This is a genomic window from Aureimonas sp. Leaf427 (assembly GCF_001425485.1).
GTDB lineage: Bacteria > Pseudomonadota > Alphaproteobacteria > Rhizobiales > Rhizobiaceae > Plantimonas.
On record NZ_LMQW01000001.1, the window covers coordinates 593,648 to 612,301 of the forward strand.

Annotated in this window: 20 protein-coding genes; 10 read left to right on the forward strand and 10 right to left on the reverse strand. The window is 69.8% G+C overall.

All coding sequences use genetic code 11. The features are described from left to right. The first annotated feature begins 88 nt into the window (after nt 1–88). From ASG62_RS02535 to fae, 6 genes are all read left to right on the forward strand, one after another. Nucleotides 89–991, forward strand: coding sequence for an NAD(P)-dependent methylenetetrahydromethanopterin dehydrogenase (locus ASG62_RS02535; protein WP_056694145.1), 903 nt, complete (start codon nt 89–91; stop codon nt 989–991). Further along, nucleotides 988–2,148: an ATP-grasp domain-containing protein gene (locus ASG62_RS02540; protein ID WP_056694143.1), complete on the forward strand. Its 1,161-nt coding sequence runs from the start codon at nt 988–990 to the stop codon at nt 2,146–2,148. Before ASG62_RS02535 ends, ASG62_RS02540 begins: the two co-directional genes overlap by 4 nt. Next, nucleotides 2,145–3,140, forward strand: coding sequence for a methenyltetrahydromethanopterin cyclohydrolase (gene mch / locus ASG62_RS02545; protein ID WP_056694139.1), 996 nt, complete (start codon nt 2,145–2,147; stop codon nt 3,138–3,140). The genes ASG62_RS02540 and mch overlap by 4 nt, the downstream gene beginning before the upstream one ends. Continuing rightward, on the forward strand, nt 3,124–4,077 hold the full coding sequence (locus ASG62_RS02550) for an ATP-grasp domain-containing protein (RefSeq protein ID WP_057180267.1): 954 nt from the start codon (nt 3,124–3,126) through the stop codon (nt 4,075–4,077). Before mch ends, ASG62_RS02550 begins: the two co-directional genes overlap by 17 nt. 202 nt (nt 4,078–4,279) lie before the next feature. Beyond that, complete coding sequence (locus tag ASG62_RS02555; RefSeq protein ID WP_056694137.1) at nt 4,280–5,134, forward strand: triphosphoribosyl-dephospho-CoA synthase; 855 nt, start codon at nt 4,280–4,282, stop codon at nt 5,132–5,134. A 249-nt stretch (nt 5,135–5,383) separates the two neighbouring features. Further along, on the forward strand, nt 5,384–5,899 hold the full coding sequence (gene fae, locus ASG62_RS02560; protein ID WP_056506785.1) for a formaldehyde-activating enzyme: 516 nt from the start codon (nt 5,384–5,386) through the stop codon (nt 5,897–5,899). A gap of 461 nt (nt 5,900–6,360) precedes the next feature. Here the strand turns inward: fae and ASG62_RS02565 are convergent, their stop codons facing one another. Beyond that, on the reverse strand, nt 6,361–7,038 hold the full coding sequence (locus ASG62_RS02565; RefSeq protein ID WP_056694134.1) for a HisA/HisF-related TIM barrel protein: 678 nt from the start codon (nt 7,036–7,038) through the stop codon (nt 6,361–6,363). A gap of 108 nt (nt 7,039–7,146) precedes the next feature. Between ASG62_RS02565 and ASG62_RS02570 the strand changes: the two genes are divergently transcribed. Together ASG62_RS02570 and ASG62_RS02575 are read left to right on the forward strand one after the other, a co-directional pair. After that, nucleotides 7,147–8,172, forward strand: a complete 1,026-nt coding sequence (locus ASG62_RS02570; protein WP_082537162.1) for a hydantoinase/oxoprolinase family protein — start codon at nt 7,147–7,149, stop codon at nt 8,170–8,172. 22 nt (nt 8,173–8,194) lie between these two features. Then, nucleotides 8,195–8,572 (forward strand): YkvA family protein, encoded by a 378-nt coding sequence (locus ASG62_RS02575; protein ID WP_056694129.1) that lies wholly within the window; start codon nt 8,195–8,197, stop codon nt 8,570–8,572. 6 nt (nt 8,573–8,578) lie between these two features. Here ASG62_RS02575 and ASG62_RS02580 read toward each other — a convergent pair whose 3' ends face one another. The 9 genes from ASG62_RS02580 to ASG62_RS02620 form a co-directional block, all read right to left on the reverse strand. Then, on the reverse strand, nt 8,579–9,409 hold the full coding sequence (locus ASG62_RS02580) for a hypothetical protein (RefSeq protein WP_057180269.1): 831 nt from the start codon (nt 9,407–9,409) through the stop codon (nt 8,579–8,581). A 76-nt stretch (nt 9,410–9,485) separates the two neighbouring features. Continuing rightward, complete coding sequence (locus ASG62_RS02585; protein WP_056694123.1) at nt 9,486–10,328, reverse strand: ABC transporter permease; 843 nt, start codon at nt 10,326–10,328, stop codon at nt 9,486–9,488. Beyond that, nucleotides 10,325–11,131, reverse strand: coding sequence for an ABC transporter ATP-binding protein (locus ASG62_RS02590; RefSeq protein WP_244487552.1), 807 nt, complete (start codon nt 11,129–11,131; stop codon nt 10,325–10,327). Before ASG62_RS02590 ends, ASG62_RS02585 begins: the two co-directional genes overlap by 4 nt. A 51-nt stretch (nt 11,132–11,182) precedes the next feature. Continuing rightward, nucleotides 11,183–11,806, reverse strand: coding sequence for a hypothetical protein (locus tag ASG62_RS02595; RefSeq protein ID WP_164470478.1), 624 nt, complete (start codon nt 11,804–11,806; stop codon nt 11,183–11,185). Nucleotides 11,807–11,899: 93 nt separating this feature from the next. Next, nucleotides 11,900–12,880 carry a PQQ-dependent catabolism-associated beta-propeller protein gene (locus ASG62_RS02600; protein WP_056694117.1) on the reverse strand — a complete coding sequence of 327 codons (981 nt, stop codon included), beginning with the start codon at nt 12,878–12,880 and terminating at the stop codon, nt 11,900–11,902. Between the two features lie 119 nt (nt 12,881–12,999). After that, nucleotides 13,000–13,263, reverse strand: a complete 264-nt coding sequence (locus tag ASG62_RS02605; RefSeq protein WP_056694114.1) for a PepSY domain-containing protein — start codon at nt 13,261–13,263, stop codon at nt 13,000–13,002. Between the two features lie 314 nt (nt 13,264–13,577). Further along, nucleotides 13,578–14,207 (reverse strand): response regulator transcription factor, encoded by a 630-nt coding sequence (locus ASG62_RS02610; protein ID WP_056694112.1) that lies wholly within the window; start codon nt 14,205–14,207, stop codon nt 13,578–13,580. Further along, a complete protein-coding gene (locus ASG62_RS02615; RefSeq protein WP_056694110.1) occupies nt 14,204–15,550 on the reverse strand; it encodes a HAMP domain-containing protein in 1,347 nt (448 codons plus the stop codon). The genes ASG62_RS02610 and ASG62_RS02615 overlap by 4 nt, the downstream gene beginning before the upstream one ends. A gap of 54 nt (nt 15,551–15,604) precedes the next feature. Further along, the gene (locus ASG62_RS02620; protein WP_056694107.1) at nt 15,605–16,861 is read right to left on the reverse strand and encodes an ABC transporter substrate-binding protein; all 1,257 of its coding nucleotides are present in this window, start codon (nt 16,859–16,861) and stop codon (nt 15,605–15,607) included. Between the two features lie 134 nt (nt 16,862–16,995). On the opposite strand from ASG62_RS02620, the gene ASG62_RS02625 reads away from it, so the two are divergent. Both ASG62_RS02625 and ASG62_RS02630 read left to right on the forward strand, forming a co-directional pair. Then, entirely contained in the window at nt 16,996–17,517 is a 522-nt protein-coding gene (locus ASG62_RS02625; RefSeq protein WP_056694105.1) for a DUF3280 domain-containing protein, read from the forward strand. Then, nucleotides 17,514–18,587: a (5-formylfuran-3-yl)methyl phosphate synthase gene (locus tag ASG62_RS02630; protein WP_244487551.1), complete on the forward strand. Its 1,074-nt coding sequence runs from the start codon at nt 17,514–17,516 to the stop codon at nt 18,585–18,587. Before ASG62_RS02625 ends, ASG62_RS02630 begins: the two co-directional genes overlap by 4 nt. Nucleotides 18,588–18,654: the final 67 nt, after the last annotated feature.

Below are 18,654 nucleotides of genomic sequence, written 5' to 3' on the forward strand. Positions count from 1 at the left end.
GGCGGATCGGAGGGAGATCACGAAAAAGGACGACAGGCGTTCCGCGAGGCCTCGAACGGTCCGGGGCCCGCGTCAGGGGAGAACGAGCATGCCCAAGAAGATTCTTCATATGCTGACGCCGCACAAGCATGTCAGTCCCTTCGACGTGAACATGGCGGCCGATGCCGGCTACGAGCTGATTCTGCCCTACGAGTCCATCGAGCTGACCGAAGTCGCCGATCTCGTGCAGGACGCGATCTTCTCCCGCCCGCCGGCTTCGGGCACCTCCACCACCATCTTCTTCGGCGGCGACGACGCGATTCTCGCGCTCGACATGATGGAAGCGGCCAAGAACGCGCTCGTCGCGCCCTTCGGCGTCCATGTCTTCGCCGATCCGCAGGGCTCCTTCACGACGGCGGCGGCCATGGTCGCCTATGTCGAGAAGCTTCTCGTCGCCAAGAAGGGTGGCGGCCTCGCCGGCCGTCGCGTCGCGGTCTTCGGCGCGACCGGCGTCGTCGGCTACTGCTCGGCGGTGATCGCCGCGCTCGAAGGGGCCGAGGTCACGCTCGTCGGCCATAGCGGCGTCCAGCGCGTGCGCGAACGCGCCGCCCAGATGAAGGTCCGCTTCGGCGTCGAGGTCGGCTCCGTCAACGGCAAGAGCGACGCGGAGAAGGCGGCCGTGCTCGCCAACACCGATATCGTCCTCAGCGCCGCCAAGGCGGGCGTGCGCGTGCTCGGCGCCAAGCTGATCGCGGACGCGCCCCATCTTCTCGTCGCCGCCGACGTCAACGCCGTTCCGCCCGCCGGCATCGAGGGCGTCGGCGTCTTCGACAACGGCGTGCCGATCCCGGGCAGCCAGACGCTCGGCCTCGGCGCGCTCGCCATCGGCAACGTCAAGTACCAGACCGAAGCCGGCCTCTTCCGCCGCATGCTGGCCTCGGAGGACGAGGTCCTGGCGCTCGACTTCCGCGACGCCTTCAAGCTCGCCCAGACGCTCGTTCCCGACCTGTGAGCACCGCCCTCGCGTCGAAGGAGACGCCCGCCGGCGATCTCCTCATCGCCACCTTTTCCGGCCGCTCGCTCGCCGCCTCCGCGCGGCGCGCGGGCTATCGCCCGCTCGTCGCCGACCTCTTCGCCGACAACGACCTTCGCGACGTCGCGGCGGATCTGCGGATCGTGCATGGCGACTTCGTCAGCGGCTTCGACGGCGGCGACCTCCTCGCCGCGCTGGCGGAACTCGCGCACGGTCGAAGCCCGGTCGGCGTCCTCTGCGGCCCCGGCTTCGAGGACCGCCCGGACCTTCTGGACGCCATCGCCGCCCGCTGGCGCCTTCTCGGCAACACCGGCGAGACCGTCCGCCGGCTGAAGGACCCCCGGCGCTTCGCCGACCTCTGCGGAAGGCTCGGCATCGCCCATCCCGAAATCCGCATGGAGCCCCCGCCGGCGGACGATGATCCGAAGGTCTGGCTGATGAAGCGCGTCGGCGCGGCCGGAGGCCTTCACATCGGCTATCTCGGCACCCGCGAGCCCGCGCCGGACCGCTACTACCAGCGCTTCGTCGAGGGGAGCCGGCGCTCCGCGCTCTTCGTCGCGAGCGGCGGCCGAGCCCGCGTCCTCGGCTTTTCCGAGCAATGGCCGAGCCCGAGCGAGACCGAGCCCTTCCGCTATGGCGGCGCCTGCGGGCCGATCGAGCTTGCCCCCCGCGTCTCCGCCGCCATGGCCCGGGCGATCGAGGGCATCGCGGCCGAGCTGCCGGCGCTGGTCGGGCTCGGCAGCGCCGATTTCATCGTGCCGGACGAGGGCGAGCCTTTCCTCCTGGAGATCAATCCCCGCCCCGGCGCGACGATGGACGTGTTCGAGCGCGAGGGCACGCCGGCGCTGGTCGAGCTGCATCTCTCCGCCTGCGAGGGGCGCCTGCCCGACGCGCCGCTCCGCCCCGAGACCGTTCGCGCCGCGGGCTTTGCCTATTGCGACGCGGACGAGGTGACGATCGGCACCGTGGACTGGCCGGACTTCGTGTCCGACCGCCCGGTGCCGGGCACGGTGATCCGGCGGGGCGAGCCGCTCTTCACCCTCAAGGCCGAGGGCGCCGGTGCCGACGATGCCATCACGCTCTTTAGCGCGCGCCTGTCCCAGTTAAAGACGATGATCGAGGAGCCCGTCCTATGACCACTGAGCCGACGCCCCGCCGCAGGGCATCCGCGCATCGTCTCTCCGTCAACCGCAGCGCCGAGCCGCTGGTCGAGCAGATGGCCTACGATGCCGACCGGCTCGGCTGCGCCGTCTCCACGGGCGCGGCCGGCGAGCGGCTGATCGATGCCGGCGCGAGCGTGCCGGGAAGCCTGGAGGCCGGCCGGCTCCTCACCGAGATCTGCATGGGCGGGCTCGGCGACGTCGCGATCGAGGCGGGCGGGCGGCTGCGCTATCACCCGTTCCAGCTGAGCGTGCGCACCTCCCAGCCCGTCATCGCCTGCCTCGGCAGCCAATATGCCGGCTGGCAGCTGACCAGCGAGGATGGCGGCGGCTACTTCTCCATGGGATCGGGCCCCGCCCGCGCGCTCGCCGGCAAGGAGACCGTGCTCGACGACATCGCCTATGCCGACCGCTGCGGACAGGCCTTTCTCGTGCTGGAGACCGGCAGCCCGCCGCCCGAAGAGCTGGTGCGCCGCATCGCGGGCGACTGCGGCGTCGCGCCGAGCGACCTCACCATCCTCTATGCCCCGACGCAGAGCCTTGCCGGATCGGTGCAGATCGTCGGCCGCGTCGTCGAGGTGGCGCTCCACAAGGCTCACGTCCTCCATTTCGACATGACGCGCATCGTGTCCGGCCTCGGCTCCGCGCCCCTGCCGCCGCCCCATCCCGACTTCGTCACCGCCATGGGCCGGACCAACGACGCCGTGATCTACGGCGGGCGCATCCTCCTCCACGTCACGGGGCCCGCGAGCGACGCGCGCGATCTCGCCGAAGCGCTGCCGAGCCGCAATTCCAAGGACTACGGCACGCCCTTCGCGGACATCTTCCGCGCCTACGAGGGCGACTTCTACAAGATCGACCCGAACCTCTTCAGCCCCGCCGAGGTCGCGGTCGTGGCGCTGGAGACGGGCGAGACCTTCCGCGCAGGCGGCATCGCTGAGTCCCTCGTCGATGCCTCCTTCGGCTGATCGCGCGGCCGGCCCCCCGGCCCCGCGCATCGCCCTCGTCACCGCGGCGATGGACCGCCACGCGCGCGACATGCTGAAGGCCCTTCGCGCCGCGGGGGCGGAGGCGTCGGCCGTGAAGCTCTCCGACGTCGCCTATGACAGCGAGGCCCCGTCCGGCCTCCTCGTTCCCGGCTTCGGCACGGACCTGCCCGACGCCGTCTGCGTGCGCACGATGGACGGCGGCAGCTTCGAGCAGGTGACGCGCCGGCTCGGGCTTCTCCATGCGCTCGGCCGGCTCGGCGTCCTCGTCTCCAACGACGCGCCGGCCATCGAGGCCTGCGTCGACAAGTCGATGACGAGCTTCCGCCTCGCGCGCGCCGGCATTGCGAGCCCGCGCAGCTTCGTCGTCGAAAGCCGCGAGGCGGCGGCCGATATCCTCGCCTCCGAGAGCGGCCCCCTCGTGTTGAAGCCGCTCTTCGGGGCGCAGGGCAAGGGCCTTGCCCTCATCCGCACGGCCGACGACCTGCCGGAGCCGGATGCCGTGTCCGGCGTCTACTATCTCCAGCGCTTCGCCGGCCATCCGACCGAGGGCACCTATAGCGACTACCGCATCCTCGTCTCGGCCGGCCGCGCCGTCGCCTCCATGCGCCGCCGCTCGACCGGCTGGATCACCAACATCAAGCAGGGCGCCGAAGGCCTCGCCATGCCGCCCGATCCCGAGCTGGAACGCCTCGCCGAGCGCTCGGCCGAAGCCGTCGGCGCCGATTTCTGCGGCGTCGACCTCCTGCGGGACGCGGATGGAGCGGCGCAGGTGATCGAGGTCAATTCCATGCCGGCCTGGACCGGCCTCCAGGCCGCGACCGGCCTCGACATCCCCGCCATCCGCGCCCGCGATCTCCTTGCCACGCTGGCCGCCCGGCGTCTGGCGGAGGCGCCGCGTCTGGCGCTGGCGGTTTGAGGGCTCAGGCGGTCCGGGCGGGTGCGAGGCGCCCCCCTCTGGCTTGCCAGCCATCTCCCCCTCAAGGGGGGAGATCGGCAGCTCGACGGAGGGAGAGCGACCTGCGACCGTCCCACCGCCTGATCTCCCCCCTTGAGGGGGAGATGCCGGCAGGCAGAGGGGGGCGCGACACCCGCCATCCTCTCGATGCCCGTCTCCCCTCATGAGCCCCCTCTCCCCCCAAACCATCGCCGCTCGCTACATCGCCGCCTGCGAGGCCGAGCTGGACGCGCTGAAGCCGGGCAATGTCCACCGCATCGCGGGCGGGCACCGGATGGAGGTCGAGGCCTTCGAGACCAGCGCCCGCGTCTCCGCCCCCCACATAACCGGAGAGAGCCGCTCCCTCGGGCGCCGCGTCCTCGGCGCGGTCCGGGCGACGCGGGAAGCGGTCGGCGAGAACACCAATCTCGGCATCCTCCTCCTCTGCGCCCCCCTCGCCATGGCGGCCGAGCGCGGCGGCGACCTGCGCGCGGGCGTCGCCGAAGCGCTGGCCGGGCTCACCTCGGCGGATGCCGCCGACGTCTTCGCCGCCATCGCGCTGGCCTCGCCGGGCGGGCTCGGATCGGCCGAGAACGCCGATGTGCGCGAGCCGCCGAACGTCGGACTGCTCGACGCCATGCGAATCGCTGCGCCCCGCGATCGCATCGCCCGCGCCTATACCGACGCGCTGGCCGACGTCTTTGCCATCGGTCTGCCCAGTTTGGCCGGGAGCGAGAGGCCGGACCTCGCCCCCGCGACCCGATGTTTCCTGGCCTTCGCGGCACGATTTCCCGACAGCCACATCGCCCGCAAATATGGAAGCGAACGGGCCGAGCTGATCCGCGGGCGCTTCGAGACCCTGACCAAGCAACTGAAAGCGAACGCCAATCCCGAAACGGCGCGAGCGGCTCTTCTCGATCTCGACCACGCGTTGAAGAGCGAGGGCGTCAATCCCGGCACGTCGGCGGATTTCACCGTGGCCAGCATTTTCGCCATGAGTCTTTCGGGCGGCTTGAAGATTGACGAGGCGGATGGTTGACTGCGCCGCGTCGGAAGGCCGAAAGGCTTGCCGTCCGCTATCTGGCCAACCGGTCCCACGGGATGCCGCGAACAAGGATAGCCGAGCGTCGAACGAGGAAGCCTGCCGTTCCGGGGAACCGGGCAGCAGTGGCGACATTGCCGAAAGGTGGAGTTCCGGTCGAAGACCGCCCCGGAGGGGTGGCGGATTTCGGCAGGTTCGGCGCAACGCCAAACGAGTTTGGACGAAACACTTAGGAGGAACATGGCCATGGCGATCATCAACAAAGTAATGGTGGGCGAGTCTCTCGTCGGAGACGGCAACGAGGTCGCCCACATCGACCTCATCATCGGACCGCGCGGCAGCGCCGCGGAAACCGCTTTCTGCAACTCGCTCACGAACAACAAGGACGGCTTCACGTCGCTCCTCGCCGTCGTCGCGCCGAACCTGCCCTGCAAGCCCAACACCTTGATGTTCAACAAGGTGACGATCAAGGGCGCCAAGCAGGCCGTGCAGATGTTCGGACCGGCCCAGACGGGCGTGGCGCGCGCCGTCGCCGACTGCGTCGAGCAGGGCATCATCCCGGCCGCCGAGGCCGACGACCTCTTCATCTGCGTGGGCGTCTTTATCCACTGGGAAGCCGAGGACGACGCGAAGATCCGCGAGTACAACTATCAGGCCACGAAGGAGTCGATCGAGCGCGCCATCAAGGGCACGCCGACCGCTGCCGAGGTCGTCGCCAAGAAGGGTTCGGCAACGCACCCCTTCGGCGGACCCACGACCTAGACAAGAGACCATCCCGAAGCAGAACAGCCGGCGATGAAGGCCGGACTGCTCCGGCGATTGGCCGCCATCTTCGGATTCCAGTAGGCCGCAAGGCTCCTCCAGGGGAGCCGGCCCTGGATGGGGACATGACAGGAAGAAGGGGCCGCAAGGCTCCTTTTTCATGCAGGGCGCAGCGCAGCGGCGACCAGCGGCAACCAGCGGCGGACGATCCATCGTCGCGCCCTTCGCAGCGCTCCCCGTCGTCGCAGTCAGCCCCGCTCAGCACATCGCTATACGTTCGTCATTCTCGGGCCCCGTCCCGAGAATCCAGGCGCGGCGGCGTCCCACGTCTGCGGTGCACGGTCTGGATTCTCGGGACGGGGCCCGAGAATGACGGCGGTGGGAGAAAAGCGTCGGCGCAAAGCCGTGACTTCCAAGCGGAGCGCGCGCGGGCAGACCGACACGCCGCCGCCGGACGAGGTCTACCGCCGCAGCCGCCCGTCGTGCAGCGCGGACGCGACCAGCGCGCCGGATATCCCCTCGGCCTCCAGCCGCGCCAGATCCGCCCCGTCGCGCACGCCGCCGGCCGCGAAGACCTGCCGCTCCGGCCCCGCCAGCGCCCTCACCTCGGCCAGCCGGGCGAAGTCCGGTCCGGCGCCGCTGCCGACCTTGGCGAGCGTCATGGCGATCACCCGCGCCGGCCAGAGGTCCGGCCGCTCCAGCACGCCCTTCGGTCCGACGAAGCTCGTCCCGCGATAGTCGAGCGACAGCGCCCAGCGGTCCTCGCCCGCCAGCGCTTCCAGAACGTCGACCGAGAGAAGCGTCTCGCTGCCGATCACGACGACGGTCCGCTCGCGGGCGAGAAGCGCGCGCGCGCCATCCGCATCCGCCACCCCGGCATCGATCCAGAAGTCCGTCCCGGGAAAGGCGCCGGACAGGGCGTCGAGCACCCCGGCCTGCACGCCCCGCCCCTCGATCGCGTCGAGATCGGCGACGTAGATGGCGGAAAAGGGGCCGAGGCTCTGCAGCCCTTGCGCAACGGCCACGGGGTCCGGCGTGTCGGAGAGCGGCGTGACGATCGGCCGGTAGCTCGCCCTGTCGCCGAGATGGCCGCGCACGACGAGGCCGCCCATCAGGTCGAGCACGGGGATGATCTGCATGGGCGGCACCGCCGAGATCGCGCGAGGTTGGTCTTTTCGAGGCGAGGGCTCTATAGGATGAGCATGGACCGGGCCTTGCCCGCGATGCAACGATCAGAAGCAGGACCCATGACGAAGACGCTGGGATGGGATGTCGGCGGCGCGCATCTGAAGGCCGCCCTCTGCGAGGGGGGCGAGATCGTCAAGGTCTGGCAGGAGCCGACCCCCCTCTGGAAGGGCCTCGACCATCTCGACGCCTCGCTCGAAAGCATCCTTACCAAGGCCGGTCCCGTCGAGCGCCACGCCGTCACCATGACGGGCGAGCTGACCGACATCTTTCCCCATCGCAAGGCCGGCGTCGAAGCCCTGTCGAAGATTCTGACCGGCCGCCTCGGCGAGACCTTGCGTTTCCACGCCGGCGACAAGGGCTTCGTCGCCGCCGAGTCCATTCCCGACCAGTGGGACCGCGTCGCCTCCGCCAACTGGCACGCCTCGGCCGCCCTCGTCGCCGCGCGGATCGAGGAGGCGCTCTTCCTCGACATGGGATCGACCACGACCGACATCGTGCCGGTCAAGGACGGAAAGGTGGCGTTCGGCGGCTTCACCGATGCCGAGCGGCTCGGGGCGGGCGAACTCGTCTACCAGGGCTACACGCGCACCGCCCTCATGTCGGTCGCGAGCCACGTTCCGAACGAGGGCCGCGTCACGCCCATCATGGCCGAGTTCTTCGCCACCATGGCCGACGTCCAGCGCATTCTCGGCGTGCTCGACGAGTCCGACGACCAGCATCCGACCGCCGACGGCCAGGCGAAGACGGCCGAAGCCTCGCGCGCGCGGCTCGCCCGCATGATCGGCCGCGACGCCTTCGACGCCGCGCCCGGCACGCTGGAGCGCACGGCCGAGGCCTTCGCCGAGGCGCAGATCCGCCGCATCCACGACGCCGCCCTCCTCGTCTCCTCGCGCGGCACGCTCAGTGAGGATGCGCCCGTCGTCATCGCCGGCGCCGGACGCCCGGTCCTGCGCCGCCTCGCGGCCCGCCTCGACCGCGGCGTCGTCGACTTCGCCGATCTCGTCGAATGCCGCTCGTCCCTGCGCGACGACGTCTGCCGCGCCGCCCCCGCCGTGGCGCTCGCGCTCTTGGGCGCTGCGGCGTAGCCCTTTCGGGCAAGGCAAGGGCATGACGTCCTGGATCGCTTCCGCCAAGACCTGGGCACGTCGGATCAAGCAGGACGTGGTCGCGCTGTGGATCGCGGCGCGCGACGCGCGGACGCCTCTCGCAGCCAAGCTCATGGCAGGCGCCGTCGCCGCCTATGCGCTCTCGCCGATCGACCTCATACCGGATGTCATACCGGTTCTCGGCTATCTCGACGATCTGCTGATCGTCCCGCTCGGCATTCTTCTCAGCGTCCGCCTCGTTCCGCCTCTCCTGATGGCGGAGTTCCGAGAGGCGGCCGCCGCACGATTGCGGAAGCCGGTCAGCCGAGCCGGTATGGCGATCGTCGTCGCGATCTGGCTGATCGCCGGCGCGGCCATCCTGGTCCGGATGGTCCGGTGAAAAGCGTCAGAGCACCTTCGCCAGCGCCCGCCCCAGCGCGAACAGCCGCTGCTCGATGAGGGTCGGCACCTCGCAGACATAGGTCAGCGAGCGGCGGCGCTCCTCGAAGATGCGGGTGTCCCAGGCCAGCGCTTCCTGCGCGTCGGCCGCCTTGGCGGCGTCGCCGCCGCTGCGCAGCGCGCTCAACGCCGCGATCTCCTCGCGCAGCTTGGTGGCCAGATCCTGCTGCTTGGCGCCGTAGCGCTCGATGCCGCGCATGATCTGCGAGCGCTCGCCGTTCAGCTGGGCGAAGAGATCGGCGAAGATCGCGGTCGCGGCCGCGCCGCGCCGGTCCTCGGGCAGCGCCGTCACGAACTCCACCGCCTTCGCCTCCGCCTCCGGCAGCGGCACGCGGCGCTGGGAAAGCGTGGCGACCAGCGCACGCATCGCATCGCTGCGCGGCGCGGCTTCGGCCGTGTCGAGGTCCGGCCCCGTCCAGACCTGGCGTTCGTCCACCCGCTCGATGCGGCGCTGGACGCAGGGCCAGTCGTGCGGATGGTTGCCGCCGGTCGTCAGCCGCGTCGTCGATGCGCCGCCGGGAATGACGAAGGTCTGGCTCGGCGCGGCCGAACCGGTCGAGGGCACGGGCGCTCCAGCCGGAGCCCCGGCGGGCGCGGGCGTCGGAGACGGCGCAGCGGGAGCCGCGGGCATGGCGGGCGCGGCACCCGTCGGCGCGGGGCCGGGCAGCACGAACCCGTCCGGAATCTCGCGCGGCGCGGGTGCCTGTGCTGCGGCCGAAACGGCCGAGCTTGCCAGGAACAGCGCGGCCAGAGCGAGGGATCGAGCGGGTCGGATCATCGTGGAGGACTCCGTTCCTGAAAAGGGTTCGGCTGAAGTCAGCGCGGCCCGAAGCGTTTGGCCCGATGGCGGTTCCTCACCCGCGCTTGCGGTTGATCAGCCCGCGCGAGGGATCGTAGGCGAGGATCGCGCCGCCGAGAAACAGCACCGTGCACCCGAGAACGACGGCGAGCGCGGTGAGGTTCATCTGCCCGTAGAGGGCGAAGCGGATGAGCTCGACGGCATGGGTGAACGGGTTCACGAGGCAGATCTTGTAGAGAAGCGGCGAGGATTCCTGCACGCGCCAGAGCGGGTAGAGCGCGGAGGACGCGAAATACATCGGGAAGATCACGAAGTTCATGACACCCGCGAAGTTCTCCAGCTGCTGGATCAGCGAGGAGAGGAGCATGCCGAGCCCGCCGAGCATGAGGCCGGAGAGAACCAGCGCCGGCAGGACGAAGAGATAGCCCATGACCGGCGGCTTCACGTCCCAGAACCAGGCGATCGCGAAGAAGACGTAAACCTGCACGATCGACACCGCGACGCCCGCCGCAAGCTTCGAGACGATCAGGAACCAGCGCGGCATGGGGCTGACGAGCAGCGTCTTCATCGAGCCCGTCTCCCGGTCGTAGACCATGGAGAGCGAGGACTGCATGCCGTTGAAGAGCTGGATCATGCCGATCAGCCCCGGCGTGATGTAGACCTCGTAGAGAATGTAGGTCTGATAGGGCGGCACGATCGAGACGCCGAGCACCTGCCGGAAGCCCGCCGCGAAGATAAAGAGCCAGAGGAGCGGGCGCACCAGAGCCGAGACGAAGCGCTCCCGCTGGTGCAGGAAGCGCAACGCCTCGCGCCAGACGATGCCGGAAAAGCAGATCGCATATTGGCGGAGGGTGAAACCCTCGCGCGGATAAGGACCGCGTGTCGTGACGGCGCTCATGGATGCAGCTCCCCCTCCGAAACGTGGGGCGGCTCGCGCATCAGGCCCGTCAGCGAGGCGAAGGCGTCGCGGATCGAGACGGCGTCCTGCCGCTCCACGATCTCCGGCACCGAGCCTTCGGCGAGCACGCGGCCCTTGTGGAGCACGACGACCCGGTCGCCCTCCTCGATCTCGTCGATGAGATGCGTCGCCCAGAGAACGCTGACGCCCTCCTGGGCGACGAGCCGGCGCACCTCCGCCACGATCTCGGCGCGCGAGCCGATGTCGAGGCCGACGGTCGGCTCGTCGAGGAGGATGAGGCGGGGGGCGTGCATGAAGGCGCGCACGATCTCGACGCGCCGAAGCTGGCCGCCGGAGAGATGGCGCGCCTTCTCGCCCAGCCGGTCGAAAAGGTCGCTGCCGCCGAGGATCTCGGCGGTGCGGCGCTTGGCGTCCGCCCGGGAGAGGCCGTGCAGCGAGGCGTGATAGGCGAGATTCTGCCGGATGGAGAGGTCGAGATCGAGGGTTCGCGCCTGGAACACGACGCCGAGCCGCCGCAGCGCCTCGCCCGGCGCCTCCGACAGGGACCGACCGAGGATGCGGATCTCGCCCTCGCGCGTGTCGAAGAGCCGGGTGATCAGCGAGAAGAGCGTGGACTTGCCCGCCCCGTTCGGCCCGAGCAGCGCGGTGAAGGAGCCCTGCGGCACCGTGAAGGACACGTCACTCAGCGCCCGGCGCGCGCCGTAGGCATGCCCGACATGGGACACGTCGAGCGCCGGAACACCGGCGCCCGACAGGTCCGGCCTCTCGCCGGTCCCGATCAATCTCGCATCATCCAAACGAAGCCCCTCCCGAAGGCTCCGGACGGCAAGACTTCATGGCACGACCGTGATCGTGCCCTTCATGTCCTGCGCGCCCTCCAGGCCCTCGATATACCATGTGAAATTACCGGGGCGAACGGTGTTGAACTGGATCTGGATCGTGCCCTTGGCATCGTATTCGAGCCAGGCCGGCGGGCCCGCCATGTGGAGTTCGAGATCGCTGATGACGATCTGGTTGAACCAGACGTTGCGGAAAAACTCGGGCGCGTGGAGCTTGTATTCCAGGCTGCCGGCCGAGGAGATCTTCCAGCGATAGGCCTGCCCCGCGCGCAGCACGAAATGCTTGCGGTTGACGGAGAAGTCCTTGTCGGCCGAGCCGAGCACGAGATCGGGAATGTCCTGGCTGGACTTCGACAGGTCGGGCAGGCCGAGCTGCTTGGCGTTCATCGCGCTGGCCGGCATGCCGGCCATGGGCGCTTCGGCGGGCGCCATGGGCGAGGCGCTCGTGTCGATCGGGGCCGCGGCGGCGCCGGTCTCGGCGGCGCCCGCGGCCGCATCGTCGTCGTCATCGTCGTCGTCCGCGGCCTGCGCGACGACGAGCGTCTTGGCGGCGGCGGAAGCCGCCACCGGCGCGAAGGCGAGGCTCGTCGCCATCAGCGACAACCAGAATGCTCTCATGTCCTGTCCTCCCGAATGCTGTCTTGGCGGCGAAGCGGGGCCTCCACCCCGTCCCGCCCGGCCGGATCGGCCATTTTTTCTGTTCGTGCCCCGTCAGCCCGCCGGAACGTCCGCCACCGCGACGCCCCAGGGCTGCTGCCCCACCTGCACCGACTTGATCACCTCGTCGTCGGCGACGTCGACGATCGAGATGTCGTTGGAAATGCCGTTGGTGGAGAAGAGGTGCTTGCCGTCCGGCGAGAAGGCGAGCTGCCAGACGCGCTGGCCGACGAGGAGATAGTCGAGCACCTCGAACGTCTTGCCGTCCACGACCGCGACGCGGTTGGCGGGCCCGAGCGCAACATAGGCCTTCGAGCCGTCCGGCGTCAGCCGCACGCCGACCGGCTGGATCGTCTCGGAGGAGAGGCCGGGAATCTCGAAGGTGATCTTGTGCTTGATCTCCTTGGTCGCGTTGTCGATCACGCTGACCGTTCCGCCGATCTCGGCGGAGACCCAGATCTCGGAGGCGTCCTTCTTGTATTCGGCAAAGCGCGGGCGCGAATCGACCAGGACGTTGGCGACGATCTGCTGGCTCTCCTTGTCGATGAAGTGAGCCATGTTCGTCGTCTCCGACGTGTTCACGATCGTGTTGCCGTCCGGCGAGATGCCCATGCCCTCCGGCTCCACGCCGACCGGGATCTCCACGACGCGCGCGCCGCTTTCCAGATCGATGACGGTGACGAGATTGTCGTCCTCGTTGGCGACGTACATGCGCGTGCCGTCGGGCGAGACGACCATCAGCTCGGGGTCGGGCCCGGAGGGAAGCGTGCCGATCTTCTCGTAGGTCTTGGTGTCGTAGACCTCGATCGTGTCGTCGTCGCTGGCGCAGACATAGACCTTCGTGCCGTCCGGGCTCGTCACGATGCCGCGCGGGCGCTGGCCGGCCTTGATCGTGTGGATGATCTCGAAGCTCTCGCCGTCGAGAACCGTGACGTCGTTGCCCTTCTCGTTGGAGACGAAGATCTTGTAGGCGAAGGCGGGGCCCGCCGACATCAGGACGGTGCCGGCCAGGGCCGCTGCGATCAGGTTCCTCATGCATCCTCCCGGGTCGGAGAGGCCGATGCGGCCCCTCCTCCTCATTCTTCCTGTCGTCCCCGCCCGCCTCCCAGCGAACGGGGATCTCTGCCCTCGGGCTCCGAAGAGGAGCCTTCGTCTTACTCGTCGCTGGTCAGGACGGTGATCTTGAAGTCGCCGTTCAGCTTGATGTCGTACTGGCCGATCTCGCACTGGGCGTCGTCGATCTCGTAGAGATTGGCGCTCTCCTTCTCGATCTCCTCGGCCTTGCAGCCGATCTTGGCGATCTCGGCGGAAACCTTCGCGGCTTCCTCGGGCGATGCGGCGATCTCCTCCTTGGCGAAGGCGGCGCCGGCGCCCATGGAGAGAGCGAGAACGAAAGCGAGGGCGGACTGTCGGATCATGATGCTGCTCCGTAAAAAGGCGGCCTTCGCAAACGAGACCGCTCGATAGTTAGCCGACCAATTCGGCAGTGCAGCAATGCCCGTCCATTCGATTCGAAGCTAGTGCGAAGGCGAAAAAGGGGCCCGGCGAAGGGCCGGCCTCGATGCGTTGGGAGCGATCGAAGCCGGCCGCTATGCCTCGGAGAAGCGGCCGGGCGCCGGCCCGTCTTGGGAACCGGGCGGCGCCGCGGGCCGTCCTCGTCTCTATGGCTATCCCGCCCCGCGCGCCCCCGCCATGGGAGAACTTCCCGTCCTCCCATCGGGCGGCGAAGCGCTCAGAGATCGCCCCGGTCGATCAGCCGCCCGCCTCGCGTCTCCACCGCGAAGCGGATGAGATCGGAGGTGCGCTCCACGCCGAGCTTCTCCTTGATGCGGGTCGACGTGTTGGCGATCGTCTTGTAGGCGACGCCGAGCCCCTCCGCGATGTCGGAGAGGCTCTGCCCCTCGCCCAGCATGTGGAGGATCTCCAGCTCGCGCGTCGAGAGCTTGCGGGCCGGCGTCGGCGCCTCCGCGCTGGAGCCTTGCGTGTCGGCGTCCACATGCGCCTCGCCGTTCATCGCCTTGCGGATGGCCAGAATCAGCTCGTCGGAGGGCGCGCTCTTCGAGACGTAGCCGAGCGCCCCCGCCCGCTGCGCCGAATGGGCGTAGACGAGGTCGGAATACATGGAGAAGACGACGATCCGGGCTTTCGGATCGTCCGCCCGCAGCCGCCGGATCACCTCCAGCCCGCTGCCGCCCTTGAGGTTGATGTCGAGCACGACGATGTCGGGCCGCATCTTGCGGAAGGCGTCCAGCGCCTCGAAGGGCGTCTCGGCCTCGTAGACCGCCTCGGCGGGCAGCGCGGCGAGGAGCCGGCGCACGCCCTCGCGCACGATCACATGGTCGTCCACCACGAGCACTCTCATTCGGCGGCCTCCCGAGCCCGATCGGTCGTTCGCGGCAGCTCGCCGAAGAGGCTGACGCCCGCGGGAAGCCCGACCTCCGCGACCGAGAACCGCCCGCCCAGCCCCTCCACGCGCTCGCGCATGCCGAGCAGCCCGTAGCCGCTCCGCTCGCCCTCCGGCCGCTGGAAACCGCCGCCGTCGTCGGTGACGCGAAAGGTGACCGCGTCCGCCGTCTCGGCGACGCGGATCGTCACATGGCGCGGCCGTCCGTGGCGCAGCGCGTTGTTCACGCCCTCGCGCACGGCGCGCACGATCAGCGCCTCGACGACCGGCCCCGGATCGCAGTCGTCCACCTGCAGCGCGAAGTCGATGGCGGGATGGCGGGAGCGCGCGGCCTCCACCAGATGGTCCAGCGTCTCGACGAGGCCGAGGCCGGGCAGGATGCCGGGCCGAAGCTGCCCGAGAATGCGCCGCACCTGAAGCCGCGCATGGCCCGCCGCCTGCCGGATCGCCTCCGTGCGCTCGACGATCTCGGCCGGCTCGCCCCCCGCCTCGACGAGCCGCTTGACGCTGGCGGCATCGACGTCGACGGCGAAGAGGAACGGCCCGACATCGTCGTGGAGATCGCGCGCCAGCTCCGCCCGCTCCTCGTCGGCGAGGCGCGACAGCTGCTCGGCCAGCCGCTGACGGTCGCGGGCCAGTCCCTCCAACCGCTCGGCCATGGCGTTCACGCCGCGCGCCAGCCGCGCCACTTCCGGCGTGCCGGAGACGGGAACCCGCGTTCGCGTGTCGCCGGAGCCGATGCGGTGGAAGGCGCTGGACAAGGCGCCGAGCGGGCGAAGCGCGCGATCGACGACGAGAAGGCCGAGGCCCGCCGTGATCAGCGCGAAGAGAAGGAGAAGCGCCAGGTCGAGCGCGAGGCCGCTCCAGATTTCGGCGATCTCGTTGGCCGGCATCACGACGACCATGGCCGCGACGATGGGCGCGGCGCGCGGCGACATGGGCAGGATCGTCGTGTCCTGCGCCGGCGCGAGCAGCCGTTCCAGGAAGGCCGGGGCGCGGGTGCCGGGCTCGGCCAGGGCGGACTGCATGCGCACCTGCCCGAAGGCGTCGATCATGAGGATGCGCACATGCCGGTCGCCGTTGAAGGTCGAGACCAGCGAGGCGATGTCGGCGGAGACGTTGGAGGAGGCCGGCAGCGCCGCGATCAGCCGCGTCACGGCGTTCACCGCGACGCCCCGCGCCGCGCCGAGCTCGGCCTCCACCTCGTCCCTGGCCTTCCAGTAGCCGAGCGCGGCGCCGAGAACGAGCACCGCGACCATGGCGCCGGCGAGCGTCGCGGCGAGCCTTCCGAACAGGGACAAGAGACGCTTCGCCTTCCGTGAGGCCGGTGGTTGGAGCCGGTGGCTGGAGCCCGGCTAGAACGCGCAGCGCGTCTCCGGCCGGTCGGTGCCCAGCGTATCCAATTCGGACGCCTGGTGCAAAAAGCCCTCCTGCGGCGAGGCTGAGACGACGGAGGTCTCGTCGCCGAGAAGCACGGGCTGACGCAGCTGCCAGTTCCAGTCGCGGAAGGTCAGGCGCTGGCCCTTGAAGGCAGCGACCGTGAAGTCCTTGCCCTTGATGAAGGCGTCGATGGTGGCGGGATCGACCGACTGCGTGCGCGAGGCGGCCTCGCCGAGAATACGGATCGCGGTCCAGACCTGCATGTCCTTGGCCTGCATGCGCCGTCCCGAGGCCTTCTCGAAGCGGTTCTGGATCTGCGCCCCGCCCCATTGCTCGCTCGCCGGATGCCAGGAAGCCGGGATCAGCCCGGCCGTGCCGGCGACGGGGCGCGGCACCCAGGTGCGCCAGGGGATGTAGGAGCCGAAGACCTCGCTCTCGTCGGCGACGAGCACCACGTCGTGCTCCGGCAGCCCCTGCAGGAAGACCGGGATCTGCCGCTGCACGAGCGCCTGTCCCGAATCGGTGGCGCGCGCGCCGCCCTTGTCCTCGAAGATCCGCTCCTCCAGGATCGTTCCGCCGAACTTCTTGGCCGAGGCCTTCATCGCCTCGGCGAAGAGCTTGTCCTTGTCGTGGCTCCCGGTGATCAGCACCCAGTTCCGCCACTGCTTCCACATGAGATACTGCGCCAGCCCGTCGGTCAGCATGGAGCGCGTCGGCGCCGTGTGCAGCATGTTCGCCCGGCAGTTCTCCTCGCGCAGGCTGTCGTCGGTCGCCCCCGCATTGAGAACGAGCGCCCCCGAGCCCTTCACCGCGTCGGCCACCTTCAGCGTGTCCTCGGCGGAGAGATCGGTCACGATGTAGTGCACGCCCTCGGCCGCCATCTTCTGCACGGCCGGCATCACGTCCTCGCCGGGTTTCAGCGTCGCGACGTCCAGCGCGAAGGACTGGCCCATGAAGGAGCCGGTCGTGTTGTTGTCCGCGATCGCCACATCGGCCCCGGCAATGCCGATATCAGCGGGCGGAATGTCGAGCACGGAGAGCGCCAGCGTGCGCTCGTAGGTGCGCAGGAAGCCGACCTTGACCACCGCCATCGCCTTGGCGCCCGGCGCCTTGGCGGCCGGAACGGCCGGCGTCGTCGGCGCGGCCGGCGCCGTCTGGGCGAAGGCGGGGCCGGATAGACAGGCGGCCAGAAGCGCGCCGGCGAGCGGTCCCGTGAGGCGGGTCAAGTTCATGGTGATCCTCCCGTTTCCGCTCCGTCCCGGGCAAGCCGGGCATGCGGGCGGAATTCTCTTTATCCCCTCGGACGATAGCGCTAGAGCAGCGGTGGGCGCCGAGGACATCCATGCCGAGGAGGAACAAAATCCCCATGCGAGTTCAAGGCGGAACTATTCCCGTTCTTTGCGCCGTCCTCTTCGCCTGGCCCGTCGCGGCCGCGGAGAAGACCGTCGCGGTCTTCGACTTCGAGCTGATCGACACGAGCCTCGAAGGCGAGCTGAACGGCGTCGATCCCAGGCAGACCCAGCGCCTGACCCTGCTCGCGCCGAAGCTGCGCGCCGATATCGACGCCGAGCCGGAGCTCGGCCTCGTCGACACCGGCCCCGTCGCCGCCCGCGCCAAGGAGCAGGCGCTGCTCAAATGCGAGCGCTGCGCGATCGATCTCGGCCGGGATCTCGGCGCCGACATCGTCGTCACCGGCACGGTGCAGAAGGTCTCGAACCTCATCCTGAACATCAACGCCTACGGGCACGAGGTCGCGACCGGCAAGCTCGTGGCGCAGGGGAGCGCCGACATTCGCGGCAACAACGACGAGATGTGGGTGCGCGGCGTCGCCGCCCTCTGGCGCAACACGCTGAAGAAGCAGTTCCAGGCCGTCGAGGCCGCCCCGTGAGCGCCTTGCCGACCCCGAGTGGAACGACCGGCTTCCTCGCCAGCGTCACCGGGCCCGAGGAGGCCGGGATCGCGCTCGAGGGGGGCGCCGACATCATCGACCTGAAGGACCCCGCGAAGGGCGCCCTCGGCGCGGTGACGCCGGACGTGCTCCGGGCGACGCTCGACCTCGTCGCTGGCCGCCGCCCGGTTTCGGCCGTCGCGGGCGACCTGCCGATGGAGCCCGGTCTCGTCTGCGCCGCGGTCGCGGAGCGGCGGGCCGCCGCCCATGTGAAGATCGGCCTTTTTCCCGCCAGCGCCGAGGCGCGCCGCGCGGTCGTCGCCGCCCTGTCCGACGAGGCCGCGAAGACCTCGCTGATCGCCGTCCTCTTCGCGGATGGCGACCCCGACCTCTCGCTCCTCGCCGATCTCAAGGCCGCCGGCTTTTCCGGCGCCATGATCGACACGATGAACAAGGGCGCGGGCGGGCTGCTCAAGCACCTGCCGACCCACGAGCTCGCCCGCTTCGTGGAATCCTGCCGCGCCTTCGGCCTGATGAGCGGGCTCGCCGGCTCGCTGGAGCCGCCGGACGTGCCGCGCCTGGCGGTGCTGAGGCCGGACTATCTCGGCTTTCGCGGCGCGCTGACGACCGGGCCCCGTTCCGGTCCGATCGACCTTGCCGCCGTCTCGGCCATGCGCGCGCTGATCGACACGGAAGCCGGCCGCGGGATCGACATCAAGAGCGCTCCGACCGACCGCATCTTCGTCCGCGACATGGTCGTCGAGATGGAGATCGGCGCCTACGGCTTCGAGCGCGGCCGGCGCCAGAGCGTGCGCTTCACGGTAGAGGGGGACGTCGTGCGCGCCATCCGGCGCGACGATGCGATGGCGAGCATCTACTCCTACGACATCATCATGGATGCGGTCCGCGATCTCGTCGCGCGCGGCCACACCGATCTCGTCGAGACGCTGGCGGAGGATCTGGCCGAGACGCTTCTGAAGGACCGGCGCCTGCGCCGCGTCACCGTGCGGGTAGAGAAGCTCGATCTCGGCCCCGGCGCCGTCGGCATCGAGGTCGTCCGCCCCGCCTGACGAAACCCCTCCAGCTTGTGCGATGCAGCATCGATTTTCCAGACATTTCGGGAACTTGGACCGCCGG

Bases quoted from the DNA above. Each gene is read 5' to 3' on its own strand.
- ASG62_RS02550 (WP_057180267.1), top strand. From the start codon at position 3,124: ATGCCTCCTTCGGCTGATCGCGCGGCCGGCCCCCCGGCCCCGCGCATC.
- ASG62_RS02625 (WP_056694105.1), top strand. From the start codon at position 16,996: ATGCGAGTTCAAGGCGGAACTATTCCCGTTCTTTGCGCCGTCCTCTTC.
- ASG62_RS02595 (WP_164470478.1), bottom strand. From the start codon at position 11,806: ATGAGAGCATTCTGGTTGTCGCTGATGGCGACGAGCCTCGCCTTCGCG.
- ASG62_RS02600 (WP_056694117.1), bottom strand. From the start codon at position 12,880: ATGAGGAACCTGATCGCAGCGGCCCTGGCCGGCACCGTCCTGATGTCG.
- ASG62_RS02580 (WP_057180269.1), bottom strand. From the start codon at position 9,409: ATGATCCGACCCGCTCGATCCCTCGCTCTGGCCGCGCTGTTCCTGGCA.
- ASG62_RS02535 (WP_056694145.1), top strand. From the start codon at position 89: ATGCCCAAGAAGATTCTTCATATGCTGACGCCGCACAAGCATGTCAGT.
- ASG62_RS02620 (WP_056694107.1), bottom strand. From the start codon at position 16,861: ATGAACTTGACCCGCCTCACGGGACCGCTCGCCGGCGCGCTTCTGGCC.
- ASG62_RS02565 (WP_056694134.1), bottom strand. From the start codon at position 7,038: ATGCAGATCATCCCCGTGCTCGACCTGATGGGCGGCCTCGTCGTGCGC.
- ASG62_RS02575 (WP_056694129.1), top strand. From the start codon at position 8,195: ATGACGTCCTGGATCGCTTCCGCCAAGACCTGGGCACGTCGGATCAAG.
- ASG62_RS02555 (WP_056694137.1), top strand. From the start codon at position 4,280: ATGAGCCCCCTCTCCCCCCAAACCATCGCCGCTCGCTACATCGCCGCC.
- ASG62_RS02570 (WP_082537162.1), top strand. From the start codon at position 7,147: ATGACGAAGACGCTGGGATGGGATGTCGGCGGCGCGCATCTGAAGGCC.
- ASG62_RS02610 (WP_056694112.1), bottom strand. From the start codon at position 14,207: ATGAGAGTGCTCGTGGTGGACGACCATGTGATCGTGCGCGAGGGCGTG.
- fae (WP_056506785.1), top strand. From the start codon at position 5,384: ATGGCGATCATCAACAAAGTAATGGTGGGCGAGTCTCTCGTCGGAGAC.
- mch (WP_056694139.1), top strand. From the start codon at position 2,145: ATGACCACTGAGCCGACGCCCCGCCGCAGGGCATCCGCGCATCGTCTC.
- ASG62_RS02585 (WP_056694123.1), bottom strand. From the start codon at position 10,328: ATGAGCGCCGTCACGACACGCGGTCCTTATCCGCGCGAGGGTTTCACC.
- ASG62_RS02605 (WP_056694114.1), bottom strand. From the start codon at position 13,263: ATGATCCGACAGTCCGCCCTCGCTTTCGTTCTCGCTCTCTCCATGGGC.